At 68.4% G+C, this 14,231-nt stretch carries 17 protein-coding genes and 1 pseudogene; 4 read left to right on the top strand and 14 right to left on the bottom strand.

The window, feature by feature from the left end:
• Positions 1-35 precede the first annotated feature (35 nt).
• Positions 36-689, top strand: coding sequence for an NADPH-dependent F420 reductase (locus tag ACIBCM_RS18645; RefSeq protein ID WP_399244508.1), 654 nt, complete (start codon positions 36-38; stop codon positions 687-689).
• A 552-nt stretch (positions 690-1,241) separates the two neighbouring features.
• Here ACIBCM_RS18645 and ACIBCM_RS18640 read toward each other — a convergent pair.
• Together ACIBCM_RS18640 and ACIBCM_RS18635 are read right to left on the bottom strand one after the other, a co-directional pair.
• Positions 1,242-1,436 (bottom strand): helix-turn-helix transcriptional regulator, encoded by a 195-nt coding sequence (locus tag ACIBCM_RS18640; protein WP_399244506.1) that lies wholly within the window; start codon positions 1,434-1,436, stop codon positions 1,242-1,244.
• Positions 1,433-1,849 (bottom strand): hypothetical protein, encoded by a 417-nt coding sequence (locus tag ACIBCM_RS18635; protein WP_399244505.1) that lies wholly within the window; start codon positions 1,847-1,849, stop codon positions 1,433-1,435. The genes ACIBCM_RS18640 and ACIBCM_RS18635 overlap by 4 nt, the downstream gene beginning before the upstream one ends.
• A gap of 105 nt (positions 1,850-1,954) precedes the next feature.
• On the opposite strand from ACIBCM_RS18635, the gene ACIBCM_RS18630 reads away from it, so the two are divergent.
• Positions 1,955-2,146, top strand: a complete 192-nt coding sequence (locus ACIBCM_RS18630; RefSeq protein ID WP_399244503.1) for a hypothetical protein — start codon at positions 1,955-1,957, stop codon at positions 2,144-2,146.
• Positions 2,147-2,834: 688 nt separating this feature from the next.
• Here the strand turns inward: ACIBCM_RS18630 and ACIBCM_RS18625 are convergent.
• From ACIBCM_RS18625 to ACIBCM_RS18595, 7 genes and pseudogenes are all read right to left on the bottom strand, one after another.
• On the bottom strand, positions 2,835-3,401 hold the full coding sequence (locus ACIBCM_RS18625) for a GNAT family N-acetyltransferase (RefSeq protein WP_399244501.1): 567 nt from the start codon (positions 3,399-3,401) through the stop codon (positions 2,835-2,837).
• Between the two features lie 14 nt (positions 3,402-3,415).
• Entirely contained in the window at positions 3,416-4,021 is a 606-nt protein-coding gene (locus ACIBCM_RS18620; RefSeq protein WP_399244883.1) for a lasso peptide biosynthesis B2 protein, read from the bottom strand.
• Positions 4,018-4,479, bottom strand: coding sequence for an asparagine synthase-related protein (locus tag ACIBCM_RS18615; RefSeq protein WP_399244499.1), 462 nt, complete (start codon positions 4,477-4,479; stop codon positions 4,018-4,020). Before ACIBCM_RS18615 ends, ACIBCM_RS18620 begins: the two co-directional genes overlap by 4 nt.
• Before the next feature lie 154 nt (positions 4,480-4,633).
• Positions 4,634-5,377 (bottom strand): annotated as a pseudogene (locus ACIBCM_RS18610) (asparagine synthase-related protein); the annotation flags it as partial.
• 354 nt (positions 5,378-5,731) lie between these two features.
• Entirely contained in the window at positions 5,732-5,872 is a 141-nt protein-coding gene (locus ACIBCM_RS18605) for an albusnodin family lasso peptide (protein ID WP_399244497.1), read from the bottom strand.
• 155 nt (positions 5,873-6,027) lie between these two features.
• The gene (locus ACIBCM_RS18600; RefSeq protein ID WP_399244494.1) at positions 6,028-6,333 is read right to left on the bottom strand and encodes a DUF397 domain-containing protein; all 306 of its coding nucleotides are present in this window, start codon (positions 6,331-6,333) and stop codon (positions 6,028-6,030) included.
• Entirely contained in the window at positions 6,330-7,202 is an 873-nt protein-coding gene (locus ACIBCM_RS18595; RefSeq protein WP_399244492.1) for a Scr1 family TA system antitoxin-like transcriptional regulator, read from the bottom strand. Before ACIBCM_RS18595 ends, ACIBCM_RS18600 begins: the two co-directional genes overlap by 4 nt.
• 154 nt (positions 7,203-7,356) lie before the next feature.
• Here ACIBCM_RS18595 and ACIBCM_RS18590 point away from each other — a divergent pair, with 154 nt between their 5' ends.
• The gene (locus ACIBCM_RS18590; protein WP_399244490.1) at positions 7,357-7,803 is read left to right on the top strand and encodes an ATP-binding protein; all 447 of its coding nucleotides are present in this window, start codon (positions 7,357-7,359) and stop codon (positions 7,801-7,803) included.
• Positions 7,804-8,065: 262 nt separating this feature from the next.
• On the top strand, positions 8,066-8,275 hold the full coding sequence (locus ACIBCM_RS18585) for a hypothetical protein (protein WP_399244488.1): 210 nt from the start codon (positions 8,066-8,068) through the stop codon (positions 8,273-8,275).
• 75 nt (positions 8,276-8,350) lie between these two features.
• On the opposite strand, the gene ccsB is transcribed toward ACIBCM_RS18585, so the two are convergent.
• The 5 genes from ccsB to ACIBCM_RS18560 all read right to left on the bottom strand — a co-directional run bounded on the left by ccsB (position 8,351) and on the right by ACIBCM_RS18560 (position 14,021).
• On the bottom strand, positions 8,351-9,436 hold the full coding sequence (gene ccsB / locus ACIBCM_RS18580) for a c-type cytochrome biogenesis protein CcsB (RefSeq protein ID WP_399244485.1): 1,086 nt from the start codon (positions 9,434-9,436) through the stop codon (positions 8,351-8,353).
• Complete coding sequence (locus tag ACIBCM_RS18575; RefSeq protein ID WP_399244483.1) at positions 9,433-11,301, bottom strand: cytochrome c biogenesis protein ResB; 1,869 nt, start codon at positions 11,299-11,301, stop codon at positions 9,433-9,435. The genes ccsB and ACIBCM_RS18575 overlap by 4 nt, the downstream gene beginning before the upstream one ends.
• A 5-nt stretch (positions 11,302-11,306) precedes the next feature.
• Positions 11,307-12,083 carry a cytochrome c biogenesis CcdA family protein gene (locus tag ACIBCM_RS18570; protein ID WP_399244480.1) on the bottom strand — a complete coding sequence of 259 codons (777 nt, stop codon included), beginning with the start codon at positions 12,081-12,083 and terminating at the stop codon, positions 11,307-11,309.
• 7 nt (positions 12,084-12,090) lie between these two features.
• A complete protein-coding gene (locus ACIBCM_RS18565) occupies positions 12,091-12,696 on the bottom strand; it encodes a TlpA family protein disulfide reductase (RefSeq protein ID WP_399244478.1) in 606 nt (201 codons plus the stop codon).
• Between the two features lie 77 nt (positions 12,697-12,773).
• Positions 12,774-14,021, bottom strand: coding sequence for a hypothetical protein (locus ACIBCM_RS18560; protein ID WP_399244476.1), 1,248 nt, complete (start codon positions 14,019-14,021; stop codon positions 12,774-12,776).
• Between the last annotated feature and the right edge of the window lie 210 nt (positions 14,022-14,231).

The raw sequence follows: 14,231 nt of genomic DNA, 5'->3' as shown, positions 1-14,231 counted from the left end.
GGACAGCCTGAGCGGATCCTGGGAGGGATTGCGTGATGAGAATCGGCGTACTGGGCACGGGCGGCATGGCGGACGCACTCGCCACCCACTGGGTACGGGCCGGGCACGAGGTGACCGTCGGGGGACGGGATATGCACAGGGCGGAGCGGCTCGCGAAGCGCCTCGGGGGCGGAACGAAGCCTGCCGGTCTGCGTGCGGCGGCCGAGTTCGGTCAAGTGATCCTGGCCGCACTGCCCTTCGGTGCGGGGGTGAGCGTGGTCACGGAACTGCGGGAGGTCCTGGACGGCAAGGTGCTGATCGACTGCTCCAATCCGGTCGGCCCGGGCTTCCGGCTGCTCACACGGAACGGCCCCCCGGCCGCACAGCAACTGGCCGAGGCGGCGCCGGGCGCCCATGTGATCAAGGCGTTCAACCTCTGCCACGAGGACGTGTGGCGCATGTCGCCACCCGTCTTCGACGGGCGCCCACTGGCCGTTCTGGTCTGCGGAGACGACGAAACGGCCCTCGCGCTCGTACATCGGTTGGTACGGCATGCCGGCTGCGAGCCCGTGGCAGGCGGCGGTCTCGAACGAGCGGGACTTCTGGAGGCCACCGCCGCGCTCTTCATCGGGCTATGGGTCGGCGAGGGAGCCGATGCCCAGGCAATCGCACCTCCACTCGCCTACGCGGCCGGACCGCGGCGCAAGTAGACGGAGGAGGGTGAGTAGGGCTTCCATGAGCAACGCGTGGGGCTTCGTCCCCATGGCCGTACCCCGGTGCCAAGCCGCAGCGCGCCTGCCCGGCCGCCACCGTGACGGAAAGCCACCGGTCGGGATGGACGGGGACCGGCTGACGAACGATACGGGTCGGCCTCCGCGAACCGAGCCGCACGGATTCACGGGCGGGTGGCAGCGCGGATTCACGAGCCGAGGAGCCGCACGGATTCGCGGGCGAGTGGATGCGCGGGGGCTGGACGTGCCGGGGTCGGAGGCGCCGGGGACTCTCACGGTGCGCGCCCGGGCGACGACGGTCCCACGACGGGCCAAGGTCCCCCGCAGCGCTTGAGTTCTAGTGGTCGTTGCAACACCCCAGTTCAAGAGGTGCGATGGACTTCGAGATCCGCAAGAACAGAAAGCCGGGGGCCGGGAAGTTGACCCCCGAGCGGGATGCTCGCCCGTACGAAGCAGGGGCGGCGCCGGTTCCTCCCGCGGAGCCGCTGAGGGTGCTCAACACCACTCGCAGGGCTGAGGCAATCTCCCACGTCATTCGTCGTCCGTGAAGATCTCCTCGATCGTCAAGTTGAACAGTCTGGCGAGACGGAATGCGACGGGCAGGCTCGGGTCGAACCTCCCCGTCTCGATCGCGTTGATCGACTGTCGTGACACGCCGATGCGCTGGGCCAGGTCGGCTTGTGTCCAGGCGCGCTCGGCCCGGAGGCCCGCAATACGGTTCTTCATCGGTATCTGATCCAGCCGACGATGAGAGCGACCAGGTAGGTGACTCCCAGGAGGGCGGGGAACAGCGCGATGTCGATGTCGTAGGCGACAAGGCCGGCGGCGTCCGCGACGAGGTACCCGAAGCCGGCGACCCAGCTCACTCCGAGGGTCGCCGTCAGCGCATCCTGGATGATCTTGCGCCAAAGGTCGTCTGCCGCAAGGAGAAAGCGGAAGAAGGCGACGATCCAGGCGACGCCAACGAGAACGTTCACGGCGACGGCAACCCAGCTCGCCAACTGCCGCGAGTCCCACACGAACTCGGGGCCGAACCTGGCCGCGGCAAGTGTCGCAACCCAGGCGAGTGTCCAGAGCACGAACTGAGCGGTTGCCTTGGTCGAGCCGCGATAGCTCGCGGTCTCATCGTCCTGCTGCACCGGGCTACCTCCTTTCGCCGTCGAGTCAAGCACACTTGACCCGCATTCGGCGAGTCAACTACACTTGACACGACAGCCGACAGACCCACCGTTCAGGGAGACGTCATGGCCAGCTACAAGGTGCAGAACCAGTACATCAAGCACGGCTTCCTCGACCATGCCGAGGACAAGATCGAGGAGACGATTCAGCCCGTCCTGGACGGTGGGACGGCGAACGGCTGGGTTCTTCACTCATTCCAGGCCACGGCCGCGGCAAAGGGCACCAATCTCGTGTTCATCTGGCAACTGCCCGCCTGACGCCGAACCTTCCGGGGCTCACGCGGACGTGTGTGCAGTGCCCCCGGCATGACGACCGGGCATCGGGTGGGTCGAGAGGCCAGAAACCGGCGATGAGGGTTTCCCGGCGGCCGTCGCTCGCACGACGGCGTCCCGCCGAGTGGTGTAGCCGACCAGGGTGAGGGAATCCCCGGGTCGCAGCCCGAATCACCCTCACCGAAGCCCCTGTCGGGGCCGACCGGGCCGGGACCAGCGGTGATCGCACGACGGCCGGAAGCGGCACATACCGTACGGGTCCGAAGCGGGGGCGACGGACCGAAGGGGCCCGTGAGCGCGCCAGGGGCTGCTTCCGGTGATGCCCGTCGCCCGACCGCTCCCGGAGGCCGGCCGATGCTGTCGTCCCTGGGCGCGGCTTGAGCTGTGGCCTGCGGGGCGAGGCCCACGGCGAGGAGGGCCAGTCCTGCCGCTGAGGCCATTCCTCACTTGGCAAGTGCTCGCAATCTACGCATAGGCCCCTTCGTTTCGCTACGGACGTTTGCAGTCCGCAACCCTAGGGACGAGCGAGGGCGCGAGTAACAGGCTTTTCGGACGGTTGTACGAGTGCCGGTCCGTCCGGCTGCGGCCCGTCAAGAGCTACACGGCGCACGGGAGCGCCCCGCGCCGGAGGGGTCCGGGGCGGGGGCAGAAATGGTGGTTCGGTGTACGTGCTTCAGGCTTCGACGGCGGCTGTCACGGCGGAAGGACCGGGGAAGTCCTCGGGCAGCGCGTCCATGAGGATCTCGTCAACCTGCTGCCCGAGCCAGTACCCGGATCGGCGCAGCCGCCCGGCCTCCCGGAAACCCGCCTTCTCGTACGCGGTGACCCCGGCTCGGTTGGGCTCAAGTACCTTCAGCCAGACCATGCGCAGTGCACTGATGTGAAAGGCCCAGTCGAGGGTGAGCCGGGCGGCATCGGCGGCATAGCCCTTTCCGCGTTCACTCGGTGCGAGGACGATCACAAACTCCGCTGTGTGAAGGACTCCGTTCACGTGCAGGGTGGTCAAGCCGATCGCTTCCTGATCGACGGTCCGTACGACTTCGAACTGCTGAAGGCTCTGGTTGCCACGCTGGCGTTCCCAGCCGGATTCGCGGGACTCCCACGCCTGCGGGAACTGGGCTCCGTAGCCGAGGAGTGTGCGCGGGTCGCTTTCCCACTGGTGGTATTCCGGCAGCATGTCCTGGCGTGGCATTCCCAGCGCGAGCCGGTCACCGCTCAGCAGAATGTGCGGATCGGCCACGGATGCGTCTCCCTTCAGCGCCCAAGAGGTGGGCCAGGGCCGTCTGGTGTGTAGGTCACGGTGTAGAGCAAGGTGTCGGGAGGCTCCTCAACGGGGCTCCCGGACCGGTCAACGAGCCACGCGTGCAGGCGTATGGGGTCGGTGGCCACCCCATGTCGCCATTCGCCCCGCCGTCCGACGATGCACAGCAGCACCACGGCGGCCGCTGACTGTTCCAGGCAGGCCCAGCGAGTGGGCATCGCAAGCGACGCCCAACGGACAGCGCGTACAGCGTAGTGGACCTGACGCCCCGTCGCGGGAGTGAAGGGCCGGCCGCAGCAGGCGAGCCGTACAAGACGGCGGAACCGTCCGCCGCGTGGCCCGCAGACACGCACGGCTGCGGTGAGAAGCACGGCGGGAAGAGCGGCCAAGCGCCACCGGAACGGCACCGGAGCCCAGCCGGGAAGGGTAGCGGGAACGTCAGTAGTGCCCCAGGTGGGAATCGCAGGTTTGACGTGTACGACAGTTCCGGTGGACGGCCGTCCGGAGAGGGGGCGCAATTCGGTCCTGGAAGTGTCGTAATCGATGATCACGCAGGCGTGAGGGGTTAACGCGACCACCCTCCGGGAGACCTTGCTCATCGTGCGCCTCGCGGCGAGAGGTCCTGCCACCGGATGGCCGGTGTGTTCTCGATGCTGTCGAGCCACGCTTCGACGGCCAGTGTCGGGAGCAGCATCGCCCAGATGGTCTCGGCGCCCAGCGCGGCGGCATGCACGGTTGTACGCAGGGGCGCGGGGTCGATCAGCCCACGTGCTGCGAGGCGCCCATCGGTGTGCTCCAGTACGCGCCGGAGGTTCGCCCGCAGTCCCCGATGGAAGTCGGCGGTGAACACGCCCTTCGTGGTGCGGCTGCGGTGCAGTTCCGGCAGCAGAGGCTTGTACCGATGGACCGAGAATCGAAGGGGAGCGGATACCGACACCACCGCGTCCAGTACGGCACCGTCGAAGTACGGGTTGTGCAACTCGACGCCGATGGTGTCGGCAAGCTGTGTGTCGGCATGGGCGGTCCGTGCCGACGTGCGGACCGATGAGATCAACAACCGAGTCGGCATCTTCGGGCTGGCGCGTCGGCGGGGGGATTGAGGTCGGCAGCCAAGCGGGCCGCGCGAGCCATGGCCGCGCCACCCCGTGCATGTCACCGCGGAGGGCAGCCGAGATCAGAGGACGGGGATTCTGCCTCCGCAGCCGCGCCCATGCCAGGGCGTCTCCGGCGAGACGCGTCCATTGCCTGCCGCGAGCCAGATCCACGAGGTGCCGGGGCGAGGCCAGAAACAGGTCGTCACCGCCGTCTCCGGTCAGGTGCCGAACGGCACCCGTAGCGGCGGCTGTACGCAACTGGGCGGAGAGCATGGCCCAGACAGCATTCGATGGCGGGGGCTCGTCAACCGCAGGCAGGGTCGTGTCGGCCGGGCTGAACGGCAGATGGCGCTCATCGAGTGGGAACTCGATCCGGGTGAGACCTGGTATCTCCAGGGCTCGCGCATACCGTAGATCGCCCCCTTCGGTAATGCCGGAGGGATGCGCGGTGATCCCGGTGAGGGGTCGACACCGTGCAGCAATCACGGCGAGCGTGGTGGAGTCCATGCCCCCGAGATCCGTGGAAGACGGAACGCCCTCGACCCGTACCCTTACGCCCTCTGTCAGCGCTCGGCGGATCGCGGACAAGGCTTCGTCCGGTTGGCGAACGGTCGGAGACCACCACGCCGACGACCTGACGCCAACCGCGTTCAGGGTCAGCCGGTGCCCGGCCGGTACGGGGGAGACGTCGGCCCAGGCGCTGCGACCGGCAACAGGAGCCTTTGTGTCCCAGAGGTACGAGGCGAGCCAGTCATTGTCCGCACTTCCCCCCGACCAGGGCCGCCAGTGCGCGGGAACTGGATCCCCACACCGGCCCTTCGGAGGTGGTGATCGTGTAGAGGGGGCAGGCCCCAGCGGCATCCGCGACCACTTCGACGACACGGTGCTCGGTGAGACGCACGGCAATGTATGAGCCTGCCCACTGCCCCGCGGCATGCCCGAAATCGGGAGCGGTGAGAGCGCGAGCGAGATCTGCCTCAGTGGCCGGGCAGGGACCGAGCACCGCAAGCCGAGTGTTCAGTCCCTTCGCCATGCGCACCAGGTGAGCGGACCAGGTGCCCATCACCCATAACGCAGGGTTGTTCCAGAGCAGGCGAGCTCCCACGGGTACGGTCTGCCGACCGCCGGGGGCACAGCCTCCGAACCACCGCAACAGTCATCCTCCGATCACTGCCGGAACCAGACGGCGGCCCCGCGCAGAGGCCGCCGGCCCGATCAGTAGTCGTACGGCGTTCGCTTGCTCTCACTGCCCGACTGGTCGCTTCCGCGCGTCAGCGTGGCAGCGTCACCGAGAACAATCACCGCAGGGGGCTCGAAGTCCTCGACCACGTCCTGCTCACTGACCTGTTGCTCCATAGCCTGATACCTCCCCTCAGCAACTAGCTTCCGTTTGAGCGTCATGACAACGGTCCGGTGGCGGAACTCGCTCCCGCAAGAGGGCAGGTGCCCCGTCGGCCAACGCGGCGGGAGCTGAGCGCGGCCTGGCAGGGTGCTCGTGTGTGCGGGAGAGGTCAGGCTCGGGTGGCGTAGGACAGGAAGCTCGTCCACGTGGCGGGCGCGAGGGCCAGTTGGGGGCCCTGGGGGGCCTTGGAGTCGCGGACGTGGATGGTGGTGGGGCAGGCGGCGACCTCGACGCAGTCGCCGCCAGATGTACCGCTGTGGCTGGACTTGTGCCAGGACATGGCTACCTCGACGCAGTCGTCGCCGGAACTGCCGCTGTAGCTGGACTTGCGCCAGGACAGCGCCACTTCTACGCAGTCTCCGGCATCGCTGCTGCTGTAGCTGCTCTTGAACCAGGACAGTTCTGTGGTCTTCATAGCGCTCCTCGCATCCGCTGCAACAGCCCCAGGGAGTCTTCCAGGGTAAGGGCCTGTGAGCGCATCCTGGCATATCGCATCTGGAGGGTGCTGACCACCTTTGAGTCAGAAATGAACTGGCCGCTCTCCTGCCCCTCGCAGTAGCCGAGCCACTTGTTCTGTGGGGTCTCCAGCAGCCGCATGGAACCGTCCAGGCCTGCGTGGTTCTCGCGTACCAGCGGCATGATCTGAAGCTCGATGTTCCGCAGCCCTGCGATTTCCAACAGATGCTCGATCAACCCCTTCGTAACCTCTGCCCCGCCAGTCCTTCGCAGCAGAAGCTGCTCCTCCAGGATGAAGCTGAACGCCGTGCTGGGCCGCTCTCGTAGGAGCCGCTGCCTCTCCGCCCGCGCAGCCCACTGCGCTTCGAGCTTGTCGTCAGCCAAGGGAGGAAGCCGGTTCTCAAACAGCGTGCGCACGTACGACTCCGTCTGTAACAAGCCCGGAACCAGTCGGCATTCGTACGTGTAGAGACTGATCGCCTCCTCCTCCAGCTTCGCCCACTGCCGGAACCAGCTCGCCAGCCCCGGACGCCGTGACAGATGCTTCGCCGCTCCCCTGATCGCCCCGAACGCGTCCAGTACGTCCTCCGCGCGGTCCACGAAGTCCGGTGGCGGGAAGCGGCGGCCCTGTTCGATCGAGGCGACCGTGGGGACCGAGTACCGGACCTTCGGGGCGAACTGCTCCTGTGTCAGGCGCGCCCGTTTGCGGAATGCCTTGACGACTTCACCGAACGCCTTGAGGCTGTCCGACGTCTCGGGTTCACCCCCGCCACCGGGGCAGGGGCCCGCACCGCCGATCCCGCCCGTCACGTCCGTACCGTCCGTCATGCCAGGACACCTCCCGCACACGTACCTCGCCGCACCAACCCGTCGATCCTCACGGTCGGTTACCTCTACCGTCCACCCCCAGGACCCGTACGCCGACCCAGCGTACGAGTCGCTGAGCTGGTGAACAGCCGGAAATCCGCACCACATTGGGCCCATGACGCAACGTCCGCCCCAGCAAGCCCCGGTTACCGTACGTGTGTTCACCCAGCAGTTCAGCTCCAGCCCGCTCGGCGCCCATCTCGCCCGGCACCTCACCCTGCGCCGACTCCACGACTGGGATCTGCCGTACGACACCGACGTCGTCCACACCGCCGCCCTGCTCGTCGCCGAGCTGGCCGCGAACGCCGTCACGCACGGCCGGGTGCCGGGGCGGGATTTCGAACTGCGGCTCAGCCTCGGCCCGGACAGACTCGTCATCGAGGTGTCGGACGACCGGGGTGAGCGGCGACCCCCTGGCCCCGGTGAGCTGGCCGCCCCGCCTTCCGGTGCCACCGACGGGCGGGGGCTGATCCTGGTGGAGGCGCTGGCCGACCGGTGGGCGGTGCTGGATCGCGTACCGGCCGGGAAGACCGTACGCGCCGAACTCGACCTGCCCCGCTGACACGCCCGGAGCCGAACCGACCCATGCGTGAGCTTCTCTCGCGTGCCCTGGTGCGGGCGCTGTGTCTTCTCCGGCCCGTACAGGAACACCACGCCCCCGTAATCGCCCCCGTCCGTCCGAGTCCTTGGAGCCGACCGTGGCCCGGGCCGACCAAGGAGGAGGCCCAGGAGCTGTTACGGCAGCGGGCGGGCGTACGGCGGAGGACCCTCTACTTCGCTCCCGGGGGCGTGCGGCTGTCCCCCGGCCGCCCGGAGGTGACCCGATGACGTCCGAGAGCCTGACCGCCGATCTCCCGCCGGCCGGTGCCGAGACCTGCTGTCACTGCGGGCGCTCCACCACCGCGCCCGTGGAGGTCCGCCGGATCGAGTCGGCCTCGGCCGATGTTCCCGGCGTCACCCTGTACGCCTGTCCGGATGACGCCGTCCTGCTGCATCCCGGACCGATTCCGGGAGAGTGCGGGCCGGGCCCGTGAAGCCCGGGGCCCCGGGACCGTAAGCCCGTGCCCAATGAGCGCCCTGCCCATGAGCCCGTACCCGCGAGGGAACCGTTACGCGTACGAGTGCAGCCCCTGCACGAAGATGTTGACTCCGTAGTAGTTGAACAGCCAGCAGGCGAACGCCACCAGCGCCAGCACCGCCGCCTTGCGGCCCTTCCAGCCCGCCGTCGCGCGCGCGTGCAGATAGCAGGCGTAGGCGACCCAGGTGATGAAGGACCAGACCTCCTTGGGGTCCCAGCCCCAGTAGCGGCCCCAGGCGTCGCCCGCCCAGATCGCTCCGGCGATGATCGTGAAGGTCCACAGGGGGAAGACGGCCGCGTTGACGCGGTACGCGAACTTGTCGAGGGTGGACGCCGACGGGAGGCGTTCGAGGACGGAGGTGGCGAAGGCGCTGGGCTTGTCGCCGCGCGCGAGCTTGGCCTCGTAGAAGTCGCGGAAGAGGTAGAGGATCGTACCGACCGCGCCCAGGTAGAAGACCGCGCCGCAGATGATCGCGGTGGAGACGTGGATGACGAGCCAGTACGAGTCCAGCGCGGGAACGAGCTGGTCGCTCTCGGTGTAGAGCACGGTCGTGGCGAGGCCCAGATCCGCGAGGACGGTGCCGATGAGCGGCAGGCCCAGCCAGCGCACGTTCTTCTTCGCGACCAGGAAGCCGAGGTAGGCGCCCACGATCACCATGGAGAAGGTGGTGGAGAACTCGTACATGTTGCCCCACGGCACCCGCTGCACCGACGCGGCGCGGGTGGCGACCCCGCCCACGTGGACGAGGAACGCGAGCACCGTGAGCGAGACGGCGATCCGGCCGTAGAGGTCGCCCTTGGCCGTACCGCCCGCCGCTCCGGGGCCGTCCGGGACGTCGCGGACGCCGGCGCCGGAGCGGGTGACGACCTCGGGCTTGTCGAGGACGGCCGTGCCGCCGCCCTGCTTGCCGCGGACCTGGATCGTGGGCGCGGCGGCGGGGGCCGCCGCCGCGGAGCCGGTCAGCGCCGCGGCCGTACGGCCGACCTTGCTGCGGCTGCCGAAGACCCATTCGGCGATGTGGGCGAAGAAGGCCAGGGTGTAGACGGCCATCGCCGAGTAGATCAGCACATTGCTGATCTCGGCGAGATTCTCGTTGGTGGCGGCGGCGAGATTCACTTCTCAGCCCCTTCGGCAGTACCTGCGGACACTTCGGAATCCGGTTCGGTGACCGGCGGGGGCGCGCTGGGCGCCTCGGCGTGGAGCGTGGTGGCCAGCTTGGACAGTTCCTCGGGCAGTCTGGCCGACTCACTGCGGCCGAGCCCGGCCATCTCGACGACGGTCACCCCGTCGTCACCGGTCACGGCGCGGACCCAGACCCGGCGCCGCTGGATGAACAGCGAAGCGGCGAGCCCCGCGACGGCGGCGATCGCGCCCGTCAGGGCCCAGCCGTTGCCGGGCTGCTCGGAGATCTGGAAGCTGGCCCACTCCTTGATCTCCTTCTCGAAGGTGATGGAGCCCGCGCCGTTCGGCAGTTCCATCTTCTCGCCGGGCAGCAGCCGGGCCTTGAGGATGTCGCCGTTCTTGTCCTTGAACTGCTTCAGCGCACGGGTGTCGAGCTGGTAGACGTTCTGCGGCAGACCGGAGTCGAGGCCCAGTTCGCCGTGGTAGGCGTTGAGCGCGAGTACGGGGAAGTCCAGTGCGGGGAACTGCGAGAACATGTCGCCGTTGCCCTCGCCGCCGAAGGTGGGGACGAAGAACGCCTGGAAACCGAGCTGGGTCTTCTTGCCGTCCTTGTCGCGGTAGCCGTCCGTCACCTTGATCGCGCCCGTGGAGGTGATGTTGTTGTCCAGGGGCAGCAGCGGCACGGGGACCTTGTCGTAGACGACCTTGCCCCTGCCGTCCCGGACGGTGACGACGGGCGCGTAGCCGTGCGCCAGCAGATAGACCTTGGTGCCGTCGACGACGAGGGGCTTGTTCACCTTGATGACGGACTTCTTCTCCTCGCCGCCGGGCCTGGACCACCGTACGGCCGCCTCGAAGGTGCGGGCGGTGCCGCGCTGCGGTCCGCCCTTCTCGTAGGTGCCGGTGAAGCTGTCCAGGACGAAGCTGAACGGGGTGAGGTCGTCGGTGCTGTAGAGGGAGCCCGACCTGAAGTCGTCGTACTGCGTGAGGGTGTTGGCGAATCCGCCGCCCTCGACGATCAGCTTGCCGCCCTCGGACTTGAAGAGCTGGCCCGCGGCGAACGCCAGCAGCATCACGATCAGCGAGAGGTGGAAGATCAGGTTCCCGGCCTCGCGGAGATAGCCCTTCTCGGCGGCGACCGCGGTGCCGACGGTGTGGGCGCGGAAGCGGCGCCGCTTGAGGATCGTGAGCGCGGCCTCGCGTACCCGCTCGGGATCGGCGTCCGTACGCCAGGTCGTGTACGCGGGCATCCGGTTCAGCCGGCCCGGCGCGCCCGGCGGGCGGCTGCGGAGCTGGCCGACGAACTGCCAGGTGCGCGGGACGATACAGCCGATCAGGGAGACGAACAGCAGGATGTAGATCGCGGAGAACCACACCGAGCTGTAGACGTCGAAGAGCTGGAGCTTCTCGTAGACCGGGGTGAGGCCCGGGTTGTTCTCCTGCCAGGTCTGAACCTTGAGGTCGTCGACGCTGCGCTGGGGGATCAGGGAGCCGGGGATCGCGCCGAGGGAGAGCAGGAAGAGCAGGATCAGCGCGATCCGCATCGAGGTGAGCTGGCGCCAGAACCAGCGGGCCCAGCCGATGAGGCCGAGCGTGGGGCCGCCGATGAGGGTGTCCTCGCGGGGGGCGGTGGAGAGCTGCGCTCCGGCGGTGGCCTGGTCCCGGTGCTCGTCGGCGGTGACCCGGGCCCCGGGCCTCTGGGCTCCGGCCGCCCGGTCCTCGGCCTGCTGGTCCTCGGGGGCCCGGTCCTGGTCCCCGGCCGCCCGGTCGTGGCCCGCCTGGTCCCGGGCCGCTTCGGCGGCGGCCTTGTCGCGGCGCTTACCGGCGCCCTTCTCCGCCGCGGGGCTTGTCTTGCTCATGGAACTCAGATCCCTACCGTGAAGTCGCTGGACCAGCTCTGCACGTGCTGCATCATCGTGTCCCAGACGCCTGTGAGCAGAAGAATCCCGGTCACGATCATCATGATGCCGCCGATGCGCAGCACCCAGGTGTAGTGGCGCTTGACCCAGCCGAACGTGCCGAGAGCCTTGCGGAAGGCCACGGCGGCGAGGACGAACGGCAGTCCGAGACCGAGGCAGTACGCGACGGTCAGCAGGGCCCCGCGGCCCGCGCTGCCCTGGTCGGCGGCGAGGATCTGCACGGCGGCGAGCGTCGGGCCGATGCACGGCGTCCAGCCGACGCCGAAGAGCACACCCAGCAGGGGCGCGCCCGCCAGACCGGCCACCGGCCGCTTGTGGAGACGGAACTCGCGCCGGGTGATCCAGGGCATCAGCCCCATGAAGAAGGCGCCCATCAGCAGCATGAGCACACCGAGGATCTGGTTGAGCAGTTCCTTGTGGCTCTGGAGCGTGGCGCCGAAGTAGCCGAAGAGCGCACCGCCGGAGACGAAGACGGCGGAGAAGCCGATCACGAAGAGGGAGGCGCCGAGGATCATCCGGCCGCGCTTGGCCTCGGCGAGGTCGGTGCCGCTGACCCCGGTGACGTACGAGAGATAGCCGGGCACGAGCGGCAGGACACAGGGGGAGAAGAAGGAGACGAGACCGCCGAGGACGGCGATCGGGAGGGCGAGGGCGAGGGCCCCGCTGAACACGGTCTCGTTCATCCCCACCGCGGCGAGGGAGACCGCCGGCTCCACATTCATCACAGGATCACTTCTCCGCGACCAACGGGTCGATCATCTTGCGGAGTTGCTTCTCGTTGAGAGCCATCAGCGCACGGGCCGCGATCTTGCCGTCCCGGTCGAGGACGACCGTGGAGGGAATGGCCTGCGGGTTGAGCGTGCCCTTGGGGAAGCCTTCGACGACCAGCTTGCCGATGGGGTCGTACAGGCTCGGGAACTCGATCCCGTAGTCCTCCTCGAACGCGATCCCGAGACCCTTGGTCTTGTCCTGGGTGTTGAGCCCGACGAACTCCACGCCCTTCGGCTTCAGGTCCTTCGCGACCTTGGAGAGGTGCGGGGCCTCCGCCCGGCAGGGCGCGCACCAGGAGCCCCAGACGTTGAGGACGACGACCTTGCCCTTGTAGTCGGCGGCGATGTCGAGCGGCTTCCCGTGGAGGGTCTCACCGGCGATCTTGTTGGGGGCCTTGCGGTCCCCCTTGGCGACGGTGGAGATACCGCCGGAGTCGGTGACGAAGTTGGTGTTGCTGCCGCCGCCGGACACGCCCCCGTCGCCGAGGCAGGCCGAGAGGGTGAGCACGCCGACCGCGAACAGGGCGGTCGTCACGGCAGTACGAGGGGCACGGCTGAGGCTCATGTGAAAAGTTTCGCATGGCCGATTCCACGATCTTCCGCACCCCCCGCACTGTCCGGGGAGCCCCCTGGGACCCGTTCTCAAGCGGTCTTGAGGAAAGCGTTCCAGCCGCCCGGGGGCGCCTGGCCCACCCCCAGGGTGCGGAGCCGGCCGAGGACCCGGGGCCGCTGGGCGTCGAGCCAGTCGCAGAACTGGCGGAACGAGACCAGCCGTACGTCCTTCCTCCCGGCCATGCCCTTGACCGCCTCCTCGACGGCGTCCATATAGATGCCGCCGTTCCACTGCTCGAAGTGGTTGCCTATGAACAGGGGCGCGCGGTTGCTCTCGTACGCGCGGCGGAACCCCGCCAGGTACGCGTCCCTGGCCTGCCTCTTCCAGCCCGGACGTTTCGCGTACGGGCCCCGCGTCGAGTTCCCGGACTGGTTGACCATGAAGTTGTAGTCCATGGAGAGCGTTTCGAAGGAGCGGCCGGGGAACGGGATCGACTGGAGCGGCAGGTCCCACAGGCCCTGGCGCCTCCCGGGCCACTCCTGGCGGCCGCCGGGCGAGCTGGAGTCGTAGCGCCAGCCGAGTTTCCGGGCGGTCGGCAGCAGCTTGCGCTGTCCGAGCAGACAGGGGGTGCGGGCGCCGACGAGTTCCTTGGTGTAGTCGAAGGGGAGCGGATCGATGCCGGTCCAGCCGCTGTGCGTCCGCCACTTCGTGACGAAGCCCACAGCCTGCTCGATCTCGTTCTCCCAGTCGGCGGGCGTCCAGTTGCCGACCGAGCCGGAACCCGCGCAGAAATGCCCGTTGAAGTGGGTGCCTATCTCATGGCCCTCGCGCCATGCCTGATGCACGTACTTCAGGGTGTCCTTGATGTGGCCGTCGGTGAGATAGCCGATGTCGGACGCGCCGACCGGATTGTTCGGCGGCCGGTAGAGATCCTTTTTCGACTCGGGCAGCAGATAGATCCCGGAGAGGAAAAAGGTCATCGCCGCGCCATGGTCCTTCGCGACCTTGAGAAAGCGCGGGAAGAGGCCGTTGCCGACCTCTCCGGCACCGTCCCAGGAAAAGACCACGAATTGCGGGGGCGCCTGGCCGGGTTCCAGGGAAACGGGCGCGGGCGGCTGGCCGGGCTGCTTCCCGGTGTCCGAGGTCGAGCCGTCGCCGATGAGCCGGACCGGGGTGCTGCTCGGGGACGGCTTGCTCGCCACCTCCGTGCCACCACTGTCTTTTGCCCCGGTACGTCCGCCTTTATCCCTGCTCGGAGCGCCGCAACCGGCGGCCCCCAGCGCCGCCGCGGCCCCGAGGCCGGCGCCGAGCAGGCCCCTGCGGCTGATGTCACCCATGTCGCCCCCGTCCCACTCTCTCCCCCGAGGAGAGGCACCTGCGCCATCCGGCTACGGAAAGAGATGACACAGGGAACGCACAGGTTCCGGGAACGATCCATGATTTTCTGCGATTTTCTGCGCGACCGGGGTGTTTTCTAAGGGCTGTCCCGTAATCGGCGGTGGATCAGCGCGCGGCGTCAGATGCGGTGCATCGCAAGGCGGAGGAGC

It is taken from the genome of Streptomyces sp. NPDC051018, from assembly GCF_044456085.1.
Lineage (GTDB): Bacteria > Actinomycetota > Actinomycetes > Streptomycetales > Streptomycetaceae > Streptomyces.
The sequence above is the reverse complement of the archived record's forward strand: the minus strand, read 5'-3'. Positions and strand labels throughout refer to the sequence as shown.

Coding starts and splice junctions, on each gene's coding strand:
- ACIBCM_RS18645 (WP_399244508.1), top strand. CDS start 36: ATGAGAATCGGCGTACTGGGCACGGGCGGCATGGCGGACGCACTCGCC.
- ACIBCM_RS18640 (WP_399244506.1), bottom strand. CDS start 1,436: ATGAAGAACCGTATTGCGGGCCTCCGGGCCGAGCGCGCCTGGACACAA.
- ACIBCM_RS18630 (WP_399244503.1), top strand. CDS start 1,955: ATGGCCAGCTACAAGGTGCAGAACCAGTACATCAAGCACGGCTTCCTC.
- ACIBCM_RS18620 (WP_399244883.1), bottom strand. CDS start 4,021: ATGAGCAAGGTCTCCCGGAGGGTGGTCGCGTTAACCCCTCACGCCTGC.
- ACIBCM_RS18605 (WP_399244497.1), bottom strand. CDS start 5,872: ATGGAGCAACAGGTCAGTGAGCAGGACGTGGTCGAGGACTTCGAGCCC.
- ACIBCM_RS18600 (WP_399244494.1), bottom strand. CDS start 6,333: ATGAAGACCACAGAACTGTCCTGGTTCAAGAGCAGCTACAGCAGCAGC.
- ACIBCM_RS18595 (WP_399244492.1), bottom strand. CDS start 7,202: ATGACGGACGGTACGGACGTGACGGGCGGGATCGGCGGTGCGGGCCCC.
- ACIBCM_RS18590 (WP_399244490.1), top strand. CDS start 7,357: ATGACGCAACGTCCGCCCCAGCAAGCCCCGGTTACCGTACGTGTGTTC.
- ACIBCM_RS18585 (WP_399244488.1), top strand. CDS start 8,066: ATGACGTCCGAGAGCCTGACCGCCGATCTCCCGCCGGCCGGTGCCGAG.
- ACIBCM_RS18575 (WP_399244483.1), bottom strand. CDS start 11,301: ATGAGCAAGACAAGCCCCGCGGCGGAGAAGGGCGCCGGTAAGCGCCGC.
- ACIBCM_RS18570 (WP_399244480.1), bottom strand. CDS start 12,083: ATGAATGTGGAGCCGGCGGTCTCCCTCGCCGCGGTGGGGATGAACGAG.
- ACIBCM_RS18565 (WP_399244478.1), bottom strand. CDS start 12,696: ATGAGCCTCAGCCGTGCCCCTCGTACTGCCGTGACGACCGCCCTGTTC.
- ACIBCM_RS18560 (WP_399244476.1), bottom strand. CDS start 14,021: ATGGGTGACATCAGCCGCAGGGGCCTGCTCGGCGCCGGCCTCGGGGCC.